Source organism: Flavobacterium sp. KH_035 (assembly GCF_057839565.1).
Map to the genome: position 1 here is coordinate 3787666 of NZ_CM174492.1, position 14691 is coordinate 3802356.

At 34.7% G+C, this 14691-nt stretch carries 17 protein-coding genes; 8 read left to right on the plus strand and 9 right to left on the minus strand.

All coding sequences use genetic code 11. The features are described from left to right. Positions 1-61 precede the first annotated feature (61 nt). Entirely contained in the window at positions 62-616 is a 555-nt protein-coding gene (locus AC3IS6_RS15515) for a fasciclin domain-containing protein (protein ID WP_489160664.1), read from the plus strand. 78 nt (positions 617-694) lie between these two features. Here AC3IS6_RS15515 and AC3IS6_RS15520 read toward each other — a convergent pair whose 3' ends face one another. The 8 genes from AC3IS6_RS15520 to AC3IS6_RS15555 form a co-directional block, all read right to left on the minus strand. Continuing rightward, positions 695-1540 carry an EamA family transporter gene (locus AC3IS6_RS15520; protein WP_489160666.1) on the minus strand — a complete coding sequence of 282 codons (846 nt, stop codon included), beginning with the start codon at positions 1538-1540 and terminating at the stop codon, positions 695-697. Positions 1541-1634: 94 nt separating this feature from the next. Then, positions 1635-1775 carry an SsrA-binding protein gene (locus AC3IS6_RS15525; protein WP_489160668.1) on the minus strand — a complete coding sequence of 47 codons (141 nt, stop codon included), beginning with the start codon at positions 1773-1775 and terminating at the stop codon, positions 1635-1637. 105 nt (positions 1776-1880) lie between these two features. Next, entirely contained in the window at positions 1881-3680 is a 1800-nt protein-coding gene (locus AC3IS6_RS15530) for a M56 family metallopeptidase (RefSeq protein WP_489160670.1), read from the minus strand. A 6-nt stretch (positions 3681-3686) separates the two neighbouring features. Continuing rightward, the gene (locus AC3IS6_RS15535; protein WP_173967451.1) at positions 3687-4055 is read right to left on the minus strand and encodes a BlaI/MecI/CopY family transcriptional regulator; all 369 of its coding nucleotides are present in this window, start codon (positions 4053-4055) and stop codon (positions 3687-3689) included. 11 nt (positions 4056-4066) lie between these two features. Continuing rightward, positions 4067-5662, minus strand: coding sequence for a M56 family metallopeptidase (locus AC3IS6_RS15540; protein WP_489160672.1), 1596 nt, complete (start codon positions 5660-5662; stop codon positions 4067-4069). Positions 5663-5668: 6 nt separating this feature from the next. Next, positions 5669-6037, minus strand: a complete 369-nt coding sequence (locus AC3IS6_RS15545) for a BlaI/MecI/CopY family transcriptional regulator (RefSeq protein WP_017498597.1) — start codon at positions 6035-6037, stop codon at positions 5669-5671. A gap of 304 nt (positions 6038-6341) precedes the next feature. Next, the gene (locus tag AC3IS6_RS15550) at positions 6342-6812 is read right to left on the minus strand and encodes a JAB domain-containing protein (RefSeq protein ID WP_489160673.1); all 471 of its coding nucleotides are present in this window, start codon (positions 6810-6812) and stop codon (positions 6342-6344) included. Between the two features lie 227 nt (positions 6813-7039). Then, positions 7040-8257 carry an MDR family MFS transporter gene (locus tag AC3IS6_RS15555; RefSeq protein ID WP_489160675.1) on the minus strand — a complete coding sequence of 406 codons (1218 nt, stop codon included), beginning with the start codon at positions 8255-8257 and terminating at the stop codon, positions 7040-7042. A gap of 97 nt (positions 8258-8354) precedes the next feature. Here AC3IS6_RS15555 and AC3IS6_RS15560 point away from each other — a divergent pair, with 97 nt between their 5' ends. The 7 genes from AC3IS6_RS15560 (at position 8355) to AC3IS6_RS15590 (ending at position 13391) form a co-directional block, all read left to right on the plus strand. Continuing rightward, entirely contained in the window at positions 8355-8954 is a 600-nt protein-coding gene (locus AC3IS6_RS15560) for a DUF1684 domain-containing protein (RefSeq protein ID WP_489160677.1), read from the plus strand. Beyond that, the gene (locus AC3IS6_RS15565; protein WP_489160679.1) at positions 8954-9610 is read left to right on the plus strand and encodes a TatD family hydrolase; all 657 of its coding nucleotides are present in this window, start codon (positions 8954-8956) and stop codon (positions 9608-9610) included. The genes AC3IS6_RS15560 and AC3IS6_RS15565 overlap by 1 nt, the downstream gene beginning before the upstream one ends. A 53-nt stretch (positions 9611-9663) precedes the next feature. After that, on the plus strand, positions 9664-10380 hold the full coding sequence (locus tag AC3IS6_RS15570) for a tRNA threonylcarbamoyladenosine dehydratase (protein ID WP_173967457.1): 717 nt from the start codon (positions 9664-9666) through the stop codon (positions 10378-10380). 120 nt (positions 10381-10500) lie between these two features. Further along, positions 10501-11163, plus strand: coding sequence for an HAD family hydrolase (locus AC3IS6_RS15575; RefSeq protein ID WP_489160681.1), 663 nt, complete (start codon positions 10501-10503; stop codon positions 11161-11163). A gap of 70 nt (positions 11164-11233) precedes the next feature. After that, on the plus strand, positions 11234-12076 hold the full coding sequence (locus AC3IS6_RS15580; protein WP_489160682.1) for a DUF2911 domain-containing protein: 843 nt from the start codon (positions 11234-11236) through the stop codon (positions 12074-12076). 374 nt (positions 12077-12450) lie between these two features. Next, positions 12451-12975 (plus strand): TetR/AcrR family transcriptional regulator, encoded by a 525-nt coding sequence (locus AC3IS6_RS15585; protein WP_489160683.1) that lies wholly within the window; start codon positions 12451-12453, stop codon positions 12973-12975. Between the two features lie 2 nt (positions 12976-12977). After that, a complete protein-coding gene (locus AC3IS6_RS15590) occupies positions 12978-13391 on the plus strand; it encodes a DUF1348 family protein (protein WP_489160685.1) in 414 nt (137 codons plus the stop codon). 530 nt (positions 13392-13921) lie between these two features. On the opposite strand, the gene AC3IS6_RS15595 is transcribed toward AC3IS6_RS15590, so the two are convergent. Then, the gene (locus AC3IS6_RS15595; RefSeq protein ID WP_489160687.1) at positions 13922-14551 is read right to left on the minus strand and encodes an MCP four helix bundle domain-containing protein; all 630 of its coding nucleotides are present in this window, start codon (positions 14549-14551) and stop codon (positions 13922-13924) included. Between the last annotated feature and the right edge of the window lie 140 nt (positions 14552-14691).

Below are 14691 nucleotides of genomic sequence, written 5' to 3' on the forward strand. Positions count from 1 at the left end.
ATTTAATAAAACCAAAACGATTATTACCGCGTAAATGAGCTTATAACTTAAATTATTAATTATGAGAACTAGAAAATTTTTAGCCGTAGCAATCTTAGCATTGGGATTTGGATTTACATCATTTGCGCAAAAAACTGTAATGGTTGGTGGAGCTGCAATGTATCCAAATAAAAACATTATTGAAAATGCCGTTAATTCAAAAGACCACACGACATTAGTAGCAGCTGTAAAAGCGGCCGGCTTAGTTGAAACACTAGAAGGAAAAGGACCATTTACCGTTTTTGCCCCAACAAATGCAGCATTTGATAAATTACCAAAAGGAACTGTTGAAACATTATTGAAACCGGAAAACAAAAAAATGCTCCAAAATATTCTGACTTACCATGTGGCAGCAGGAAAATGGAATGCTTCTGACATTGCAAAAGCAATTAAAGCAGGAAAAGGAAAAGCTACTATAAAAGCAGTTAACGGTGGAACACTAACAGCCTGGATGAAAGGAAAAGATTTATACATTACTGACGAAAGTGGAAATAATGCTAAAGTAACTATCGCAGATGTAAATCAGTCAAATGGTGTAATTCATGTAGTTGATACGGTATTATTACCAAAAAAATAATAAAAGTTTAGATTTTACTATTTTAAATTCCAAATTCCAATTTAAAAGTTGGGATTTGGAATTTGAATTTTTAAGGTTTTATCGTTTTGCAGTTAATGTAGATCCTACCGAAGCAATCACAACACAGATAATTGCGATAATTTCATAAAAATTTAAATGCTCCTGTAAGAAAATATAAGCGCAGAGGGCAGCAGCAGCAGGTTCCAGGCTCATTAATATACTAAAAGTACGGGGAGGGAGCTGTCCCAAAGCTTTCATTTCGAGTGTAAACGGAATCGCGCTGGATAAAAGTGCCAAAGCAACACCCATTCCAAAAAAACTAGGAGTAAGATTTGCGAGTCCGTTTTCGTAAAGACCAAACGGTAAAATTAAAACAGCTCCAAATAACATTCCCGTGGCAACTGCCTGTCCGTCATGCATGATTTTAGACACTTTTCCTCCCAGAATAATATAAGTAGCCCATAATGCACCTGCCAAAAGCGCAAACAAAACACCTATAGGATCAATACTGTCATTTGACCAGGGTGCGATTAAAACAATTCCTGCTGCTGCCAGTAATACCCAACAATAATCAAGTAAACGCTTTGAACCAATAATAGCAACTAATAACGGACCTATAAATTCAAGCGTTACTGCTAAGCCAATCGGGATTCTTTCTATGGCCATATAAAAAATCAAATTCATGGCGCCAAGAGTCAAACCATAAGGAACAACAATTTTCCATTGTTTTGGAGTGATTGCTTTTAAATTTGGCCTGTAAGCTAATAGTAAGATTATAGCCGAAATTCCAATTCGTAAAGAAGCTGTTCCTGCAGCACCAATGGTTGGGAATAAACTTTTTGCAATTGCTGCTCCGCACTGAACGCTTATAATTGCTAAAAGCACAGCGTAAACAGGAGGAATATTGAAATTTTTATTTTGCATGGAAATGTAGTGGAAGGGGGAAACTACCACTCAGAGCGGCAGCTTATAGTGTATACTAAAAGTTTAGTATTTTTGAGGAAAATATTTTATAGGATTATTCCAATGCCCTTTTGGTAACAAAAGCGCGATAACCGATGACCGCCATCTGCCATTTTTTTGCTTTCGTAATGTCCAGGCCTTGTTTGGTAAAACTCGGCAGCAGTATTTTGTTGATTCGGGCTAAAATTTTGTACATAACGGCTAATTTTTTTGCAAAGATATAAAAAAAAGACTTTGCGGTTAAGCAAAGTCTTTGTTGTTGATTTTTAGATGTTTATTTAGTTTTTAAAGATATCCCGAATTATGATTTTTGGCTCTCTTTCTCAAGCTTTTTCATTTCTTTCTCGTATCTCTTCATTTCTTTTTCATGTTTCTTCATATCGGCTTCATGCTGCTTCATGTCTATTTCATATTGCTTCATGTTGATTTCGTATTCTTTAGAGTCTTTACCATATTTTACCTGAATGTCCTGTGTATATTTGTCCATTTCGGCAGTAAATTTATCCATAGCAATCTCGAATTTTGCCATCTCCTTTTCGTAAACCGCTTCTTTTTGTGCCATCACAGTGTTTATCTGCTTTTCATAAGCTGCTATACTAGGTTCGATAGATTTAATTTTCTTTTCATATTCAGCCATTTCTTTTTTAAACTTAGCCATTTCAGTTTTGCTGTTTGGATTTCCCGGAGGCATTGGTGGCATCGGTACGTCCATCGAAGGAACTTGTGGCATTGATTCAACAAGGAATGCAGGAGGAGTTGGCGGAGTCGGTGGAGTTGGAGGCGTCAGGGACGACTGATCGCTGTCAGTATCATCGCTTTCGTCGCTTACTGTAATCTGATTTCTAATAACACTTCTCTTGTCTGGAGCAGGAGCATCATCCGTGATTAACGCTACGCTTTTAGAGCCGTTGTTCTGGGTTGATACCACAATTCCACAGCCTTTAATAGGTTTGTTGCTTTCGATGTGGATGGTTTGCGTTTTTCCATTTTGTCTTTTTACATCTACTTTAATAGCAGTCAGCTCATTTTCGCTGTTTCTTTTTACATCCGAAATAACAACATCAATATTATGTTTTTGTTTTAAATCTTCTGTGATTTTTTTAAGTTCCTGATCTGTTGTGTTTTTCTGAATCTTAATAAGATCAATAGGATCCGTTTTCTCGGTAACTTCTTTAGGTTCTTTAGTTTCTTTTTCCTGTGCAATTGTTTTAATTTGGAATAAAAAGATAAAAGCAGCAAGTGCCGGAATGATGGCATAATACTTCCAGTAATTCCATTTCTTTGATTGATTTTTGTTTAACATGACAATTCGTTTTTTGATTAATGATTGATAAAAATGATTGGTGATTGCAACACAACTTTCATGTGCTGTTATTTTTAAAAGCGTATACTGATACGCTTTTTTGTCGGTTATTTTTTTAGAAGCTTCACTGTCGGCAATAAATTCAAGGTTTTGAAGGATTGCTTTTTTGTACAGCCACATAAAAGGATTGAACCAAAACAGGACACAAAAAACTCTTGAGATCAAAACATCCATGGTGTGGTTTTGGTCGCTATGTACTTTTTCGTGTTCGATAATACTCTCTAATTCCGAAGGTGTATACATTGATGAGTTGTACACGATATAGTCAAAATAGGAGAAGGGAGCAATATTTTCGTTGATATCGACAAATTTGAAATCGGCCTGCTGCTGTACTTTTTTCCCTTTTAGCACCAGATTCAGACTGTAGAAGTCAATCATGAATTTTATGACCAAAGCCAGAAAACCAAGTCCATAAATGGCAAGTACCACATAATTCCAATCAATCTCAAACATGTCTTTTTCTACAGCTGGTGAAAGATACGTTTTTGAGTAATCTAAAGCTGTCCCTGTAGCTTTCGCAGAAACCGCAAGTGGAGTATAAACAGTAGGAGTGGGCTCAATCCATACCGTTTTTGTGTAAACCAAAAAAGGTAAAATGACAGAGGTAATTAATCCGGCCAATAGAAACCATCGACTGCTGTTAAAAAAAGTCTCCTTGCGCAATAAAAAAAAATAAGCACAATAAAACAACACCAATAATCCGCTTGATTTTGCGATAAAAATGAAAATAGCTTCCATATACAATTATATTACTTCTTTAGGAGTTTCGACCATGACTAAGATTTCACGTAATTCTGCTGCCGAAATTTTCTCTTCTTTAGCAAAAAAGGAAACCATACTTTTATAAGAGCTATTAAAATAATTGTCAATAGCGGTATTCATAAATCCTTTTCGATATTCCTCGATACTTACCTGCGGGTAGTATTGATGCGTGTTCCCAAAAGCACTATGATTTACATAACCTTTTTCTTCCAGATTACGAACAATTGTAGATAAAGTGTTGTAATGCGGCTGATCTTCTGTAATCTCTGCCTGAATTTCTTTTACAAAAGCTTTTTTAAGCTTCCATAAAATGTGCATGATTTCCTCTTCTTTGTTGGTTAGCTTTTGCATTTTAAGCTTTCTTATTGATGCGTTTCGATCTCGATTACACCATTAGATCCTTTTTCTCCATATTTGGAAGTTGCTTCACTTCCTTTGTAAACACTCATTTTTTTAATATATTTTGGTTTAAGGTCGTCAAGGTTATAATTAGCAGGCATTTCGACTCCATCAACGATGATAAGTTTAGGCTCTTTTGAGTTAGCTTTACCTGACGTTGAAATAATAATTTTGCCATCATTATTTGTAGTAGACACACTGGTTGTGCCGTTATCATCTGTAATTACAGTAGTAGTGCTAGTATTTGTATGAGTATTGCCAGCAATTTTTGTGTCAGTACCAGAATTAGTGTTAGCATCTTTAGTTTGTTTAATAGTTACTTTTTTACTTTTTACTTTTTTGGATTCTTTGTGACTTTCAGAATTATCATTTTCGTCAGCAGTCTGAATACCAACATTTTTGCTGCCATTCGTATTCGTTGTAACAATTAGTCCAAAATCTTTAATGGCTTCATTTCCTGAAGTCTGAACAGATTGTGCTTGCTGTTTACCATTTTTAACATCAATTTTAATTGATATTAATTCGTTATCAGCATTTCTTTTTATCTCAGAAGCCTTAAATTCAATGTTATGAATTGATTTCAATTTTTCCCTGATGTCCTTTAATTCAGCATCTGTAGTATTTTTTTTGATTTTGTAAATATCTACAGATTCTGTTTTTCCTGAAATTACCTTTGCCGTTTGTTGTTTTTCTTTGGCAATTACTTCGATTTGAAATAATAATACAAATGCCGCAAGTGCCGGAACTATTGCTCCAAATTTCCAGGAATTTCTTTTCTTTGATTGATTTTTGTTTAACATAATGATTCGTTTTTTGATTAATGATTGATAAAAATGATTGGTAATGGCAACACAATTTTCATGTGTTGTAATTTTTAAAAGTGTGTACTGATACGCTTTTTTGTCGGAGATTTTTCGTGCAGCTTCACTATCGGCGATGAATTCCAGATTTTGAAGAATTGCTTTTTTATACAGCCACATGATCGGGTTGAACCAAAAGAGAACACAAAATACTCTGGACAGTAAAACATCTACAGTATGATTTTGCTCACTATGCACCTTTTCATGTTCGATAATACTTTCTAATTCCGAAGGTGTATACATTGATGAGTTGTATACGATATAATCAAAATAAGAGAAAGGGGCGATATTTTCGTTGGTATCGATGAATTTGAAATCGGCTTGCTGTGTGATTTTTTTTCCTTTTAAAACTGTATTCAGACTATAAAAATCGAAAGCAAATTTTAAAAGTAATCCTAGAAGTACTATAACGTAGACTGAAAGCAGCACTAGGTTCCAGTTAATTAAGGAAGCATCATTTTCGATAAGCGGCGGCTGATAAACAGAAGTATAATTCAAATTGGTCACGGGAGTAGGATTTACCCACACAGTTTTAGAATATACCAAAAATGGCAGCACTACTGAAGTAATCAAACCAGTCAATAAAAACCATCTGTTGCTGTTAAAAAAAGTTTCTTTGCGCAGTAAAAAATAATAAGCACAATAAAACAATATTAATAAACCACCGGATTTTGCGATAAATAAGAAAAGTGCTTCCATAAACAATTATTTTTCTCCTTTTGGATTTTCGATCATGTCTAAAATTTCACGTAATTCTGCCGCCGAAATTTTCTCCTCTTTAGCAAAGAATGAAACCATATTTTTATACGAACTATTGAAATAGTTGTCAATTGCCGTATTCATATACTTTTTACTGTAGGCCTCTAAAGTAATGATTGGATAATATTGATGTGTGTTTCCAAAAGCATTGTGAGCCACAAATCCTTTCTCTTCCAGATTACGCACTATAGTCGATAAGGTATTGTAGTGGGGTTGATCTTCTGTTATTTCTGCCTGAACTTCCTTTACAAAAGCTTTTTTAAGCCTCCATAAAATATGCATGATTTCCTCTTCTTTGTTCGTTAACTTTTGCATGTTTTCTAATTTTAAATCAAACCTACAACTATTTTTCTAGTTACACAACTATAAAAATAGTTATTTAACTAAAAATTACGTTTTGAATGTCTTTTAGAGGCATTAAAGTTAGTTTAAAATTAAGTTTACTGAGTTGTTTTATAGGTTTTTAACATGGTTTAGGATCGTCTTAAAATGCACTAGTAGATTTAAAGTTTAAAAAATAAGTGAAGGAAACTTTGTATAATAGAGCTTGGACAGAATCTGAATAAAAGCTAAATGATTATTGGTTGTGTCGTTTTTCGAAATTTTAAGAGGCCAAATATTAGAGAATAGCATTATCTGCAAAAGAAAAATAGGATTCTGAAGTGATGATTAAGTGATCTACTAAAACAATGTCCAGGATTGTACCTGCCTCTTTTATTTTTTTAGTAATCAATTTGTCAGCAAGTGAAGGAAGTATTTTACCCGATGGATGATTGTGAATTATAATAATGCCTGTTGCATTTGTTTTGAGCGCTGCCACGAACAATAATCTAAGGTCAACACAAGCCCCTGTTGTTCCTCCTGACGAAATTTCAAATATTCCCAATACTTTATTTGATCTGTCGAGCAGGAATACTTTAAACTGCTCGAGAAACTCAATTTTTCCGGGGTCCCAGATTTTCAGAGCCAATTTATAAACTGAACTAGCAGAACCTATATGTGGGCGCTGGGATGCTTTTACTTTGGTTTTGTAAATTAATTCAATCTCTGAGGGGATTTGCCAATTTTGCTTTTCTTTTACTTTTTGCATGACCTATCATTATTTTAGTAAAAGACGCGAATATTTTTTTTTAAAACGTTATAAGAACTTATAACCTATGATGGAATTTCTTTTATGGATTAAATAATTAGGAAAACATCCAAGAGAATTATTGGACTTTGACCTGTAAAAAATGTTTTCATATATAAACAAACCCGACAGGTTTCAAAAAACTATCGGGTCTAATAAACGATAAGGAATATAAGGAGAGTAAGTTTTTAAGATATTTTCTCCCTGACCAATGCCTTTTTAATCCAAAAGCAGCATAGAGTGGCAAAAACTCCAATAGAAGCCATGAAAAGCCAATTGATTTGGTATCCGAATCGGGAGATGATTTCGAATCCTAATTTTGCACTTACAATATGTGCAAGACTAAAACTCATGGTGTAAAGTGCCATATAACGGCCTTCCTGTCCGCGTGGTGCCCGGCTTAGCGCAAAAGCATTCGAGAAGGGGAAGTTGAGAATTTCTCCAATCGAGAAAAGAATCATACTGATTACCAGAATCCATGCCCAAATATTAATTAACAGTAAAAAGAAACTCAAGGCTATAATGGAAGATCCAAGTGTGATAATTTTTATTTTAGGAAAGCCTTTTCGCTCCATAAAAGCAACAGTTGGCATTTCCAAAGTAAAAATAAGCAACCCGTTTAGTGTCATTAATAGTCCGGTCTGAAACGCGCTTAAACCAAATTTTTCATTATGATACAGCGGTAAGGTGGTAAAAAGCTGGAAGAATATGATAGCCGTCGCAAAACACACAAACAAGAAAACCCAAAAGATTTTGTCCTGAAAAACCGATTTTTTAACTTCGGTACTTTCGATTTTATCTTCGTGTAGTATTTTTTTCTTCTCTTTAACCAGTATGGCAAATATCGAAATGGCGATGATACACGATGCACCGTCTACCCAAAATAAGCCTGAATATCCCATACCCATAATAATCAAACCTCCTAACGCAGGTCCTGCGGCAAATCCTAAGTTAACGGCTAAACGTACCAAACTAAGGGCACGCGTTCGGTTTTCGGGTTCAGAATAGGCACCAAGCGAAACATACATCGCCGGGCGAAACATATCGGCAATGGTCATTAAAGAAAATATCGCGATGCAAAGCGTCCAGAAATGTGTAACATATTGAATAAGGAAAAGGAAAACCCCACTAGTAAACAAACTAAAAATCATGATTTTGTAAAACCCGATTTTGTCTGTTAATTTTCCACCCAGCCAGGAACCTAACATTGATCCGAAACCAAAAGCCACCATAATCCAGCCTACCTGATTATAAGTAAAATGTAAATCTTCTTTTAAATATTTGGACAAAAAAGGAAGCACCATGGTTCCGGCACGATTGATAAAAGTAACAATAGCAAGAATCCAAATTTCTCTCGAAAAACCTTTAAAATTATTGATGTAGCGGCTAAAAGCGGTTTTAAGCATTATAAATAAGTTATTTGCAACAAAGTTAGTAAACTTTGTACGGATGAGCGGTTGCTGCTTTGTTACTTTTGAACTATTTTTGCTCAAAATTTCTAAGATGAAAAATAGTATAGTTTTTTTAGTATTGTTAGCAATTAATTTTTGCTTCGGACAAAATAAATTTGATCAAAAGGAAAGCGAAAAATTTCAAAAGACAATTAATTCAGAATATGCTGATGCTAAGACGAGTCCGTTAATGGAAGAAGATTTGAAAACGTTTAAAAGTTTAGATTTTTATCCTATAAACACAAAGTATTTTGTGACTGCAAAATTTGAAAAAGCACAAAACGAGAAAGTTTTCGAAATGAAAACTACGGGAACAAGAACGCCAAAATATATCAAATACGGTACTTTATATTTTACGATCGATGGGGTTGAACTTAAATTGAATGTTTACAGAAATATAGAACTTTCGAAAACGAAAGAATATAAAGATCATTTATTCCTGCCTTTTTCAGATTTAACTTCGGGTAAGGAAAGTTATATTGGAGGAAGATATATTGACTTGAAAATCCCGAAAGGAAATACAATTGCAGTCGATTTTAATCAGGCGTATAATCCGTATTGTGCTTACAATCATAAGTATTCCTGTCCATTAGTTCCTTTAGAAAACGATCTGAATGTGGCCATCAAAGCAGGAGTTAAAGCATTTCATTAATGGAATTCTTTAATTTTCATACCCATCAGTTTAAAAATCAATCCAATGTACTGGAATTGGTCAATCAATACCCGCAAGAGTTTGATGCTTCGATTCCGTTTTATTCTGTTGGAATTCATCCCTGGTATATAAAAGAGGATCAAATTGATGCTGAATTGAAAATTATTGAAGAAAAATTACAATCCAAAAATTGTCTGGCTATTGGTGAATGTGGTTTAGACAAACGAATCGAAATTCCGTTAGAACAACAAATTATCGTTTTTGAGAAGCAGCTGGCTTTGGCCGAAAAGTATCAAAAACCCGTAGTCATACATTGTGTTGCAGCTTTTCAGGAAGTGATTCTCCTTAAAAAGAAAATGAAAATTTCGGTTCCGATGATCGTTCACGGTTTTTCTAAAAACGGTCATATTGCCGCACAGCTAATCAAGGAGGGGTTTTATATTTCGTTTGGAAAATATCTCCTGCGAAATCCCGATTTAAAAACGGTTTTTCAATCTGTTCCAAATGATCGCTTTTTTCTGGAAACAGATACCATTGAGGAAAGTATAGAGCAGGTTTATGAATTGGCAACAACATACAAAAATATAACGATTAAAGAATTACAGGATCATATTTTGGGGAATTTCAACAGTGTTTTTCAGAAACAAACTTCATAAACCTGAAACTTGAAACAAAAGAAACAATATTAAACAAAAGAAAAATATTATATATGGCAGAGTGGACAGAAAGAGCCGAGCTTTTATTTACTAAAGAAGGATTGCAAAACTTACAAAACTCGAATGTTTTGGTGGTAGGTTTAGGAGGAGTTGGATCATTTGCAGCTGAATTTTTGGCAAGGGCAGGAGTAGGAAACATGACAATTGTAGATGGGGATGTCGTAGATATTACAAATATAAACAGACAATTGCCGGCTTTGCACTCAACGGTTGGTCAGCCAAAAATTACCATTGTTGGAGATCGTTTAATGGATATTAACCCGGAATTGAAATTAACAAGAGTACAAGAGTTTTTATCTCCGGAAAGAGCTTTCGAAATCGTTTCTTCTGAGTTTGATTACGTTTTGGATTGCATCGACAGTATCACACCAAAATTAAACCTGATCATTGCAGCCAAACGTAAAAGAGTAAAAATCATCAGCAGTATGGGCGCGGGCGGAAAAATGCTGGCTTCGAAAGTAAAAGTCACCGATATTTCTAAAACGATAAACTGTTACTTTTCAAAAACGATCAGAAAGCGTCTAAAAGCAGAAAAAATAAACAAACTTAAAGTAGTTTTCTCTTCTGAAATTCAGGACGAAAAAAGCTTGAAATTAACAGACGGGAAAAACTTCAAAAAGTCATTCTACGGAACTAACAGTTACATGCCGGGTCTATTTGGCCTGCATGTTGCTGAAACGGTGATCCGTCATTTGCTTAAAAAGGAGTAAGAAAGGTGCTAAGATGCTAAGATTCTGAGGAATTAAGTTTTAAACTCAGAACCTTAGCCACTTAGTACCTCAGCATCTAAAAAACCTTAGCCCGTCAGAACCTTAGTAACTTAAAAAGAAATGATAAAAACAGTAATTTTTGATATGGACGGTGTGATTGTAGACACTGAACCCGTACATCGTTATGCTTACTACAAACAATTCTCGGAATTAAACATAATCGTAACAGAAGAAATGTATACCTCGTTTACCGGATTTTCGACACGAAATACGTTTCAGACGTTAAAAGGACTTTTTCCAGCCATTGAGCATGAAGTAGAAGATTTAATTCAGCGTAAAAGAAGTATCTTTAATGATGCTTTTGATACCAAAGAAGATCTGTACCTATTAGAAGGGGTTGAAGATTTGATAAAAGATTTATATGCAAACGGAATACAGCTAATTTTGGCTTCCTCAGCTTCCAAAGTAACGATCGAGCGTGTGTTTACCAGATTTAATCTGCATCAATATTTTACCGACATCGTAAGTGGTGAAGATTTTCCGCAATCCAAGCCAAATCCAGCTATTTTTGTGCACGCAGCTTCACTATCCAAAGCTCCAAAAGAAAATTGTATCATCATCGAAGACAGTACAAACGGAGTGAAAGCAGCCAAGGGTGCGGGTGTTTTTTGTGTGGGTTATAACAGTCATCATTCAAAATTTCAGGATTTATCAGATGCTGATTTGATTATCAACCACTTTCATGAATTAAATGCGCAAAAAATATCGCAATTAAAAGGTTGAATTAAGTTAAATTTAACATTTGTTCGCTAATTGAATTTGTAAATTTGAGGGAACAAAATAAACTACGAAAATGAAAAAACTACTTATTGCATTGGCCATCGTTTTGGCTCCTTTTGCTTCAGAAGCACAAATAAAAACTCCACAGGCGAGTCCTAAGGGATACGTCAAGCAAACAGTTGGTCTGACTGATGTTGAAGTTACATATTCAAGACCTGGCGCCAGAGGAAGAGCCGTATTTGGAAATTTAGTTCCGTTTGGAAAATTATGGAGAACCGGAGCTAACGAAAACACTATCATTAACTTTAGTGATGATGTAGTGATTGACGGAAAAACATTGAAAAAAGGAAAATATGCAATTTATACCATTCCTAAAATCGAAAGCTGGGAAGTTATATTTTACCTTTCTACTGACAACTGGGGATTACCTGAAAACTGGAGCGACTCTTACGTAGCTTTGAGAACTACGGTAAAAGAGGATGCATTGCCAACTCCGGTGGAAACTTTTACTATTGGAATTAATGGTTTAGATCCAAATTATGGTTATTTAGAAATGTCTTGGGAAAATTCTCATGTAGCATTAAAATTCGAGGTACCAACTGCAAAAATTGCAACTGCAAGCATCGATAAAGTTTTAGGCGGACCAAGTTCAAACGATTATTTCTCAGCGGCTACTTATTTGTTCCAGACTAACGGAAATATCGAAACTGCCAGAACTTATGTAGATAAATCATTAGATTTGAGCACTGATAAACCATATTACATCTTAAGATTGAAATCGCAAATTCAGGCGAAACAAGGAGATAAAAAAGGAGCTATAGAAACAGCAAAAGCTTCTTTGGCTGCTGCTGAAGTTGCTAAAAATCAAGACTATGTAAAGTTGAATAAAGATAGTATTGCTGAGTGGAGCAGATAATAATTCATTGAATTATTAAATTCTAAATTTAAAAAATCCAAATTCCAATGTTCAATTGGAATTTGGATTTTTTTTTGCTTAAAAATGATTCTTTATAGTCCTGATTGCGGATCAGGTTCAAAAGTTAGGGTCTAAGTTAAAAAAATGATATACAGCTTGCTTTTATAAAACAAGAGCATTTGATGCCTATTGCTCTGAAAGAGCCTTAGCAATAACATGGCTCGGAGTACCATGAATAATGGTAACACTTCTCTAAGCCCTGTAAGGGCGTAAGCCTGACCCAATATAGACGCTCTTAGATCAAATAAATACAGACAGACCTGTCTGTTTTAATTAAAAAGATATACATTTGTACTTCCAAACGTACATTAGATATGCAACCCAAAGAAAGAATTTTAGATAAAGCTTCTGTTTTGTTTCATACCCAGGGATATAATTCTACCGGGATAAATCAGATCATTGAAGAAGCGAAAGTAGCAAAGGCAAGCTTTTATCAGCATTTTAAATCAAAAGAAGACTTGGGGGTTGCTTTTTTAAACCAGCGACATGAGTATTGGTTTAACCAACTTGAAAGTTTCACTTTGGATAAAAAAGATACCAAACTAAAGGTTTTGGCTTCTTTTGATTTTTTGATCTTTATGAATCAGAAGGAAAATTTCAGAGGATGTAGTTTTCTGAACCTGCTTTCGGAAATACCGGCAGACAATGTAAAAATGCTTGCTGTAATTCAAAATCATAAATCAGATTTACGAAATTATTTCAGGAGAGGCATTGACAATGAGCTTGTTGCAGCACATATTTATTTGCTTTTTGAAAGCTGTATTATCGAAAGTCAGCTTTTTAAATCCAATCAGCTTATAGAACAATCCAAAATAATAATTCAAACTTTAATTTTATAGTTATGGAACAGAAGTTACCATTGCCGCCTTTCACTTACGAAACGGCTTTAGAAAAAATTCAATTAGCAGAAGATGCCTGGAACAGTCAGGATCCTGAGCGCGTTTCAAAAGCCTATACGGTTAACAGCGAATGGCGAAATAGAGATCAGTTTGTAAATGGGAGAGAAGCAATCATTCAGTTTTTAACCCGAAAATGGGAAAAAGAAAAACATTACAAACTTAAAAAAGAGTATTGGGCACATACCGAAAACAGAATTGCAGTGCGATTTGAATATGAGTATCAGAATCCCGATGGAAACTGGTTCAGAGCATATGGAAATGAAAATTGGGAGTTTGATGTCAATGGACTGATGCAAAAGCGATTTGCAAGTATCAATGATTTACCAATTAAAGAAGAGGACAGGAAATTGAAATAATAGATAGCGTTAGTTTTAATATTGATATATACTTTGGCTTTGCTTTGCACGCGGATTACACGGATTCGTTTCACGAAAACGCGGATTTACGCAGATTTTTAAAAAGCTTTACTCCTTTGGGGGTTTAGTTTTAATGTTGACATTGCTATTGCTATTGTTATTGCTATTGATACAGAGGTACATACGTTGGTTTTACACGCTGACTACGCGGATTCGTTTCACGAAAACGCGGATTTACGCGGATTTTTTCTATTTGTACCCTTCCGCAAATAATGGAATGAGCTCCAGAGGAGCGGAATATCTATAGCACAATTACCCTCCACAACAAAAAAACTCCGGAGGAGTGATATTTATAGTTTGCTAGATGAGAAGTTCAATTAAGTGATTGATTGTTAAGTGGATAATGTAGTTGTTTACGTCAAACGCTACAGTAACAATCAAAGCCCAAAAAAAGATCTGCGAAAATCCGCGTTTTCGTGAAACGAATCCGCAAAATCCGCGTAGGACATCCGCAAACTACATCACTTCAATTAGTTCAAACTTGGCGGTTCCGGAATTTTGATACTTTTTTTGATTTTTTTGACAACCAGTAAGTAAAAAGTGATTCCGCCCAAAATAATGAGCAAAGCAATCTGAAGCTGCCCAAGACTATTATTTTTACTGTACATGGCGTTTGCACTTGCCAGTTTTGCTTTTCCTTCCTGAATCTGGATTTGCGACAGGGCTTCTAGAGTTTTTAGCGCCTGATCGCTAGAAACCGCAATTTTATTCCAGTTTTTGTTCGCGACCTGATTGTTTATTTCTTTGCAGGAACTTAAAAAAGCATCAAAATATTGTTTTTCGGTATTGGTTAAAACCGTCTTGGCATACAAATCGTCAATGGTGTGAATAACATTTAGCGTCTGAACGATCTCGTCTTTTTTGATTGTATCGCTTAAATCTAGTTTTTCGGCTTCCGCTTTTATAAAATGAAGTTCTTTAGAGTATTGAAAAATGTAATGTGCCACAACTAAGCGGTCCTTGTAAATGGCGTTAATGTTTTCATTTACATTTTTTGAATTTTGAAGTGTATTGAAGTTCCCCAGTAAAATAAGAAGCATTACAATCAATAAAATAAAAGCAGCCTTAGTTTTATTGCTGTACTTTTTCAAATCTTTCATAGAGTTGGAATTTTAAAGGTTACTTTCTCAAAGATAGAAATTTGAAAAGAATTCTCAGTCTTTTAAAAACTCAAATGTAAGACCATATATTTGAATTTAATGGAGTGTTTTTTTGTAGCTATTCCTGCTGTCCGCTGTAT

Bases quoted from the DNA above. Each gene is read 5' to 3' on its own strand.
- AC3IS6_RS15515 (WP_489160664.1), top strand. From the start codon at position 62: ATGAGAACTAGAAAATTTTTAGCCGTAGCAATCTTAGCATTGGGATTT.
- AC3IS6_RS15520 (WP_489160666.1), bottom strand. From the start codon at position 1,540: ATGCAAAATAAAAATTTCAATATTCCTCCTGTTTACGCTGTGCTTTTA.
- AC3IS6_RS15525 (WP_489160668.1), bottom strand. From the start codon at position 1,775: ATGTACAAAATTTTAGCCCGAATCAACAAAATACTGCTGCCGAGTTTT.
- AC3IS6_RS15530 (WP_489160670.1), bottom strand. From the start codon at position 3,680: ATGGAAGCTATTTTCATTTTTATCGCAAAATCAAGCGGATTATTGGTG.
- AC3IS6_RS15535 (WP_173967451.1), bottom strand. From the start codon at position 4,055: ATGCAAAAGCTAACCAACAAAGAAGAGGAAATCATGCACATTTTATGG.
- AC3IS6_RS15540 (WP_489160672.1), bottom strand. From the start codon at position 5,662: ATGGAAGCACTTTTCTTATTTATCGCAAAATCCGGTGGTTTATTAATA.
- AC3IS6_RS15545 (WP_017498597.1), bottom strand. From the start codon at position 6,037: ATGCAAAAGTTAACGAACAAAGAAGAGGAAATCATGCATATTTTATGG.
- AC3IS6_RS15550 (WP_489160673.1), bottom strand. From the start codon at position 6,812: ATGCAAAAAGTAAAAGAAAAGCAAAATTGGCAAATCCCCTCAGAGATT.
- AC3IS6_RS15555 (WP_489160675.1), bottom strand. From the start codon at position 8,257: ATGCTTAAAACCGCTTTTAGCCGCTACATCAATAATTTTAAAGGTTTT.
- AC3IS6_RS15560 (WP_489160677.1), top strand. From the start codon at position 8,355: ATGAAAAATAGTATAGTTTTTTTAGTATTGTTAGCAATTAATTTTTGC.
- AC3IS6_RS15565 (WP_489160679.1), top strand. From the start codon at position 8,954: ATGGAATTCTTTAATTTTCATACCCATCAGTTTAAAAATCAATCCAAT.
- AC3IS6_RS15570 (WP_173967457.1), top strand. From the start codon at position 9,664: ATGGCAGAGTGGACAGAAAGAGCCGAGCTTTTATTTACTAAAGAAGGA.
- AC3IS6_RS15575 (WP_489160681.1), top strand. From the start codon at position 10,501: ATGATAAAAACAGTAATTTTTGATATGGACGGTGTGATTGTAGACACT.
- AC3IS6_RS15580 (WP_489160682.1), top strand. From the start codon at position 11,234: ATGAAAAAACTACTTATTGCATTGGCCATCGTTTTGGCTCCTTTTGCT.
- AC3IS6_RS15585 (WP_489160683.1), top strand. From the start codon at position 12,451: ATGCAACCCAAAGAAAGAATTTTAGATAAAGCTTCTGTTTTGTTTCAT.
- AC3IS6_RS15590 (WP_489160685.1), top strand. From the start codon at position 12,978: ATGGAACAGAAGTTACCATTGCCGCCTTTCACTTACGAAACGGCTTTA.
- AC3IS6_RS15595 (WP_489160687.1), bottom strand. From the start codon at position 14,551: ATGAAAGATTTGAAAAAGTACAGCAATAAAACTAAGGCTGCTTTTATT.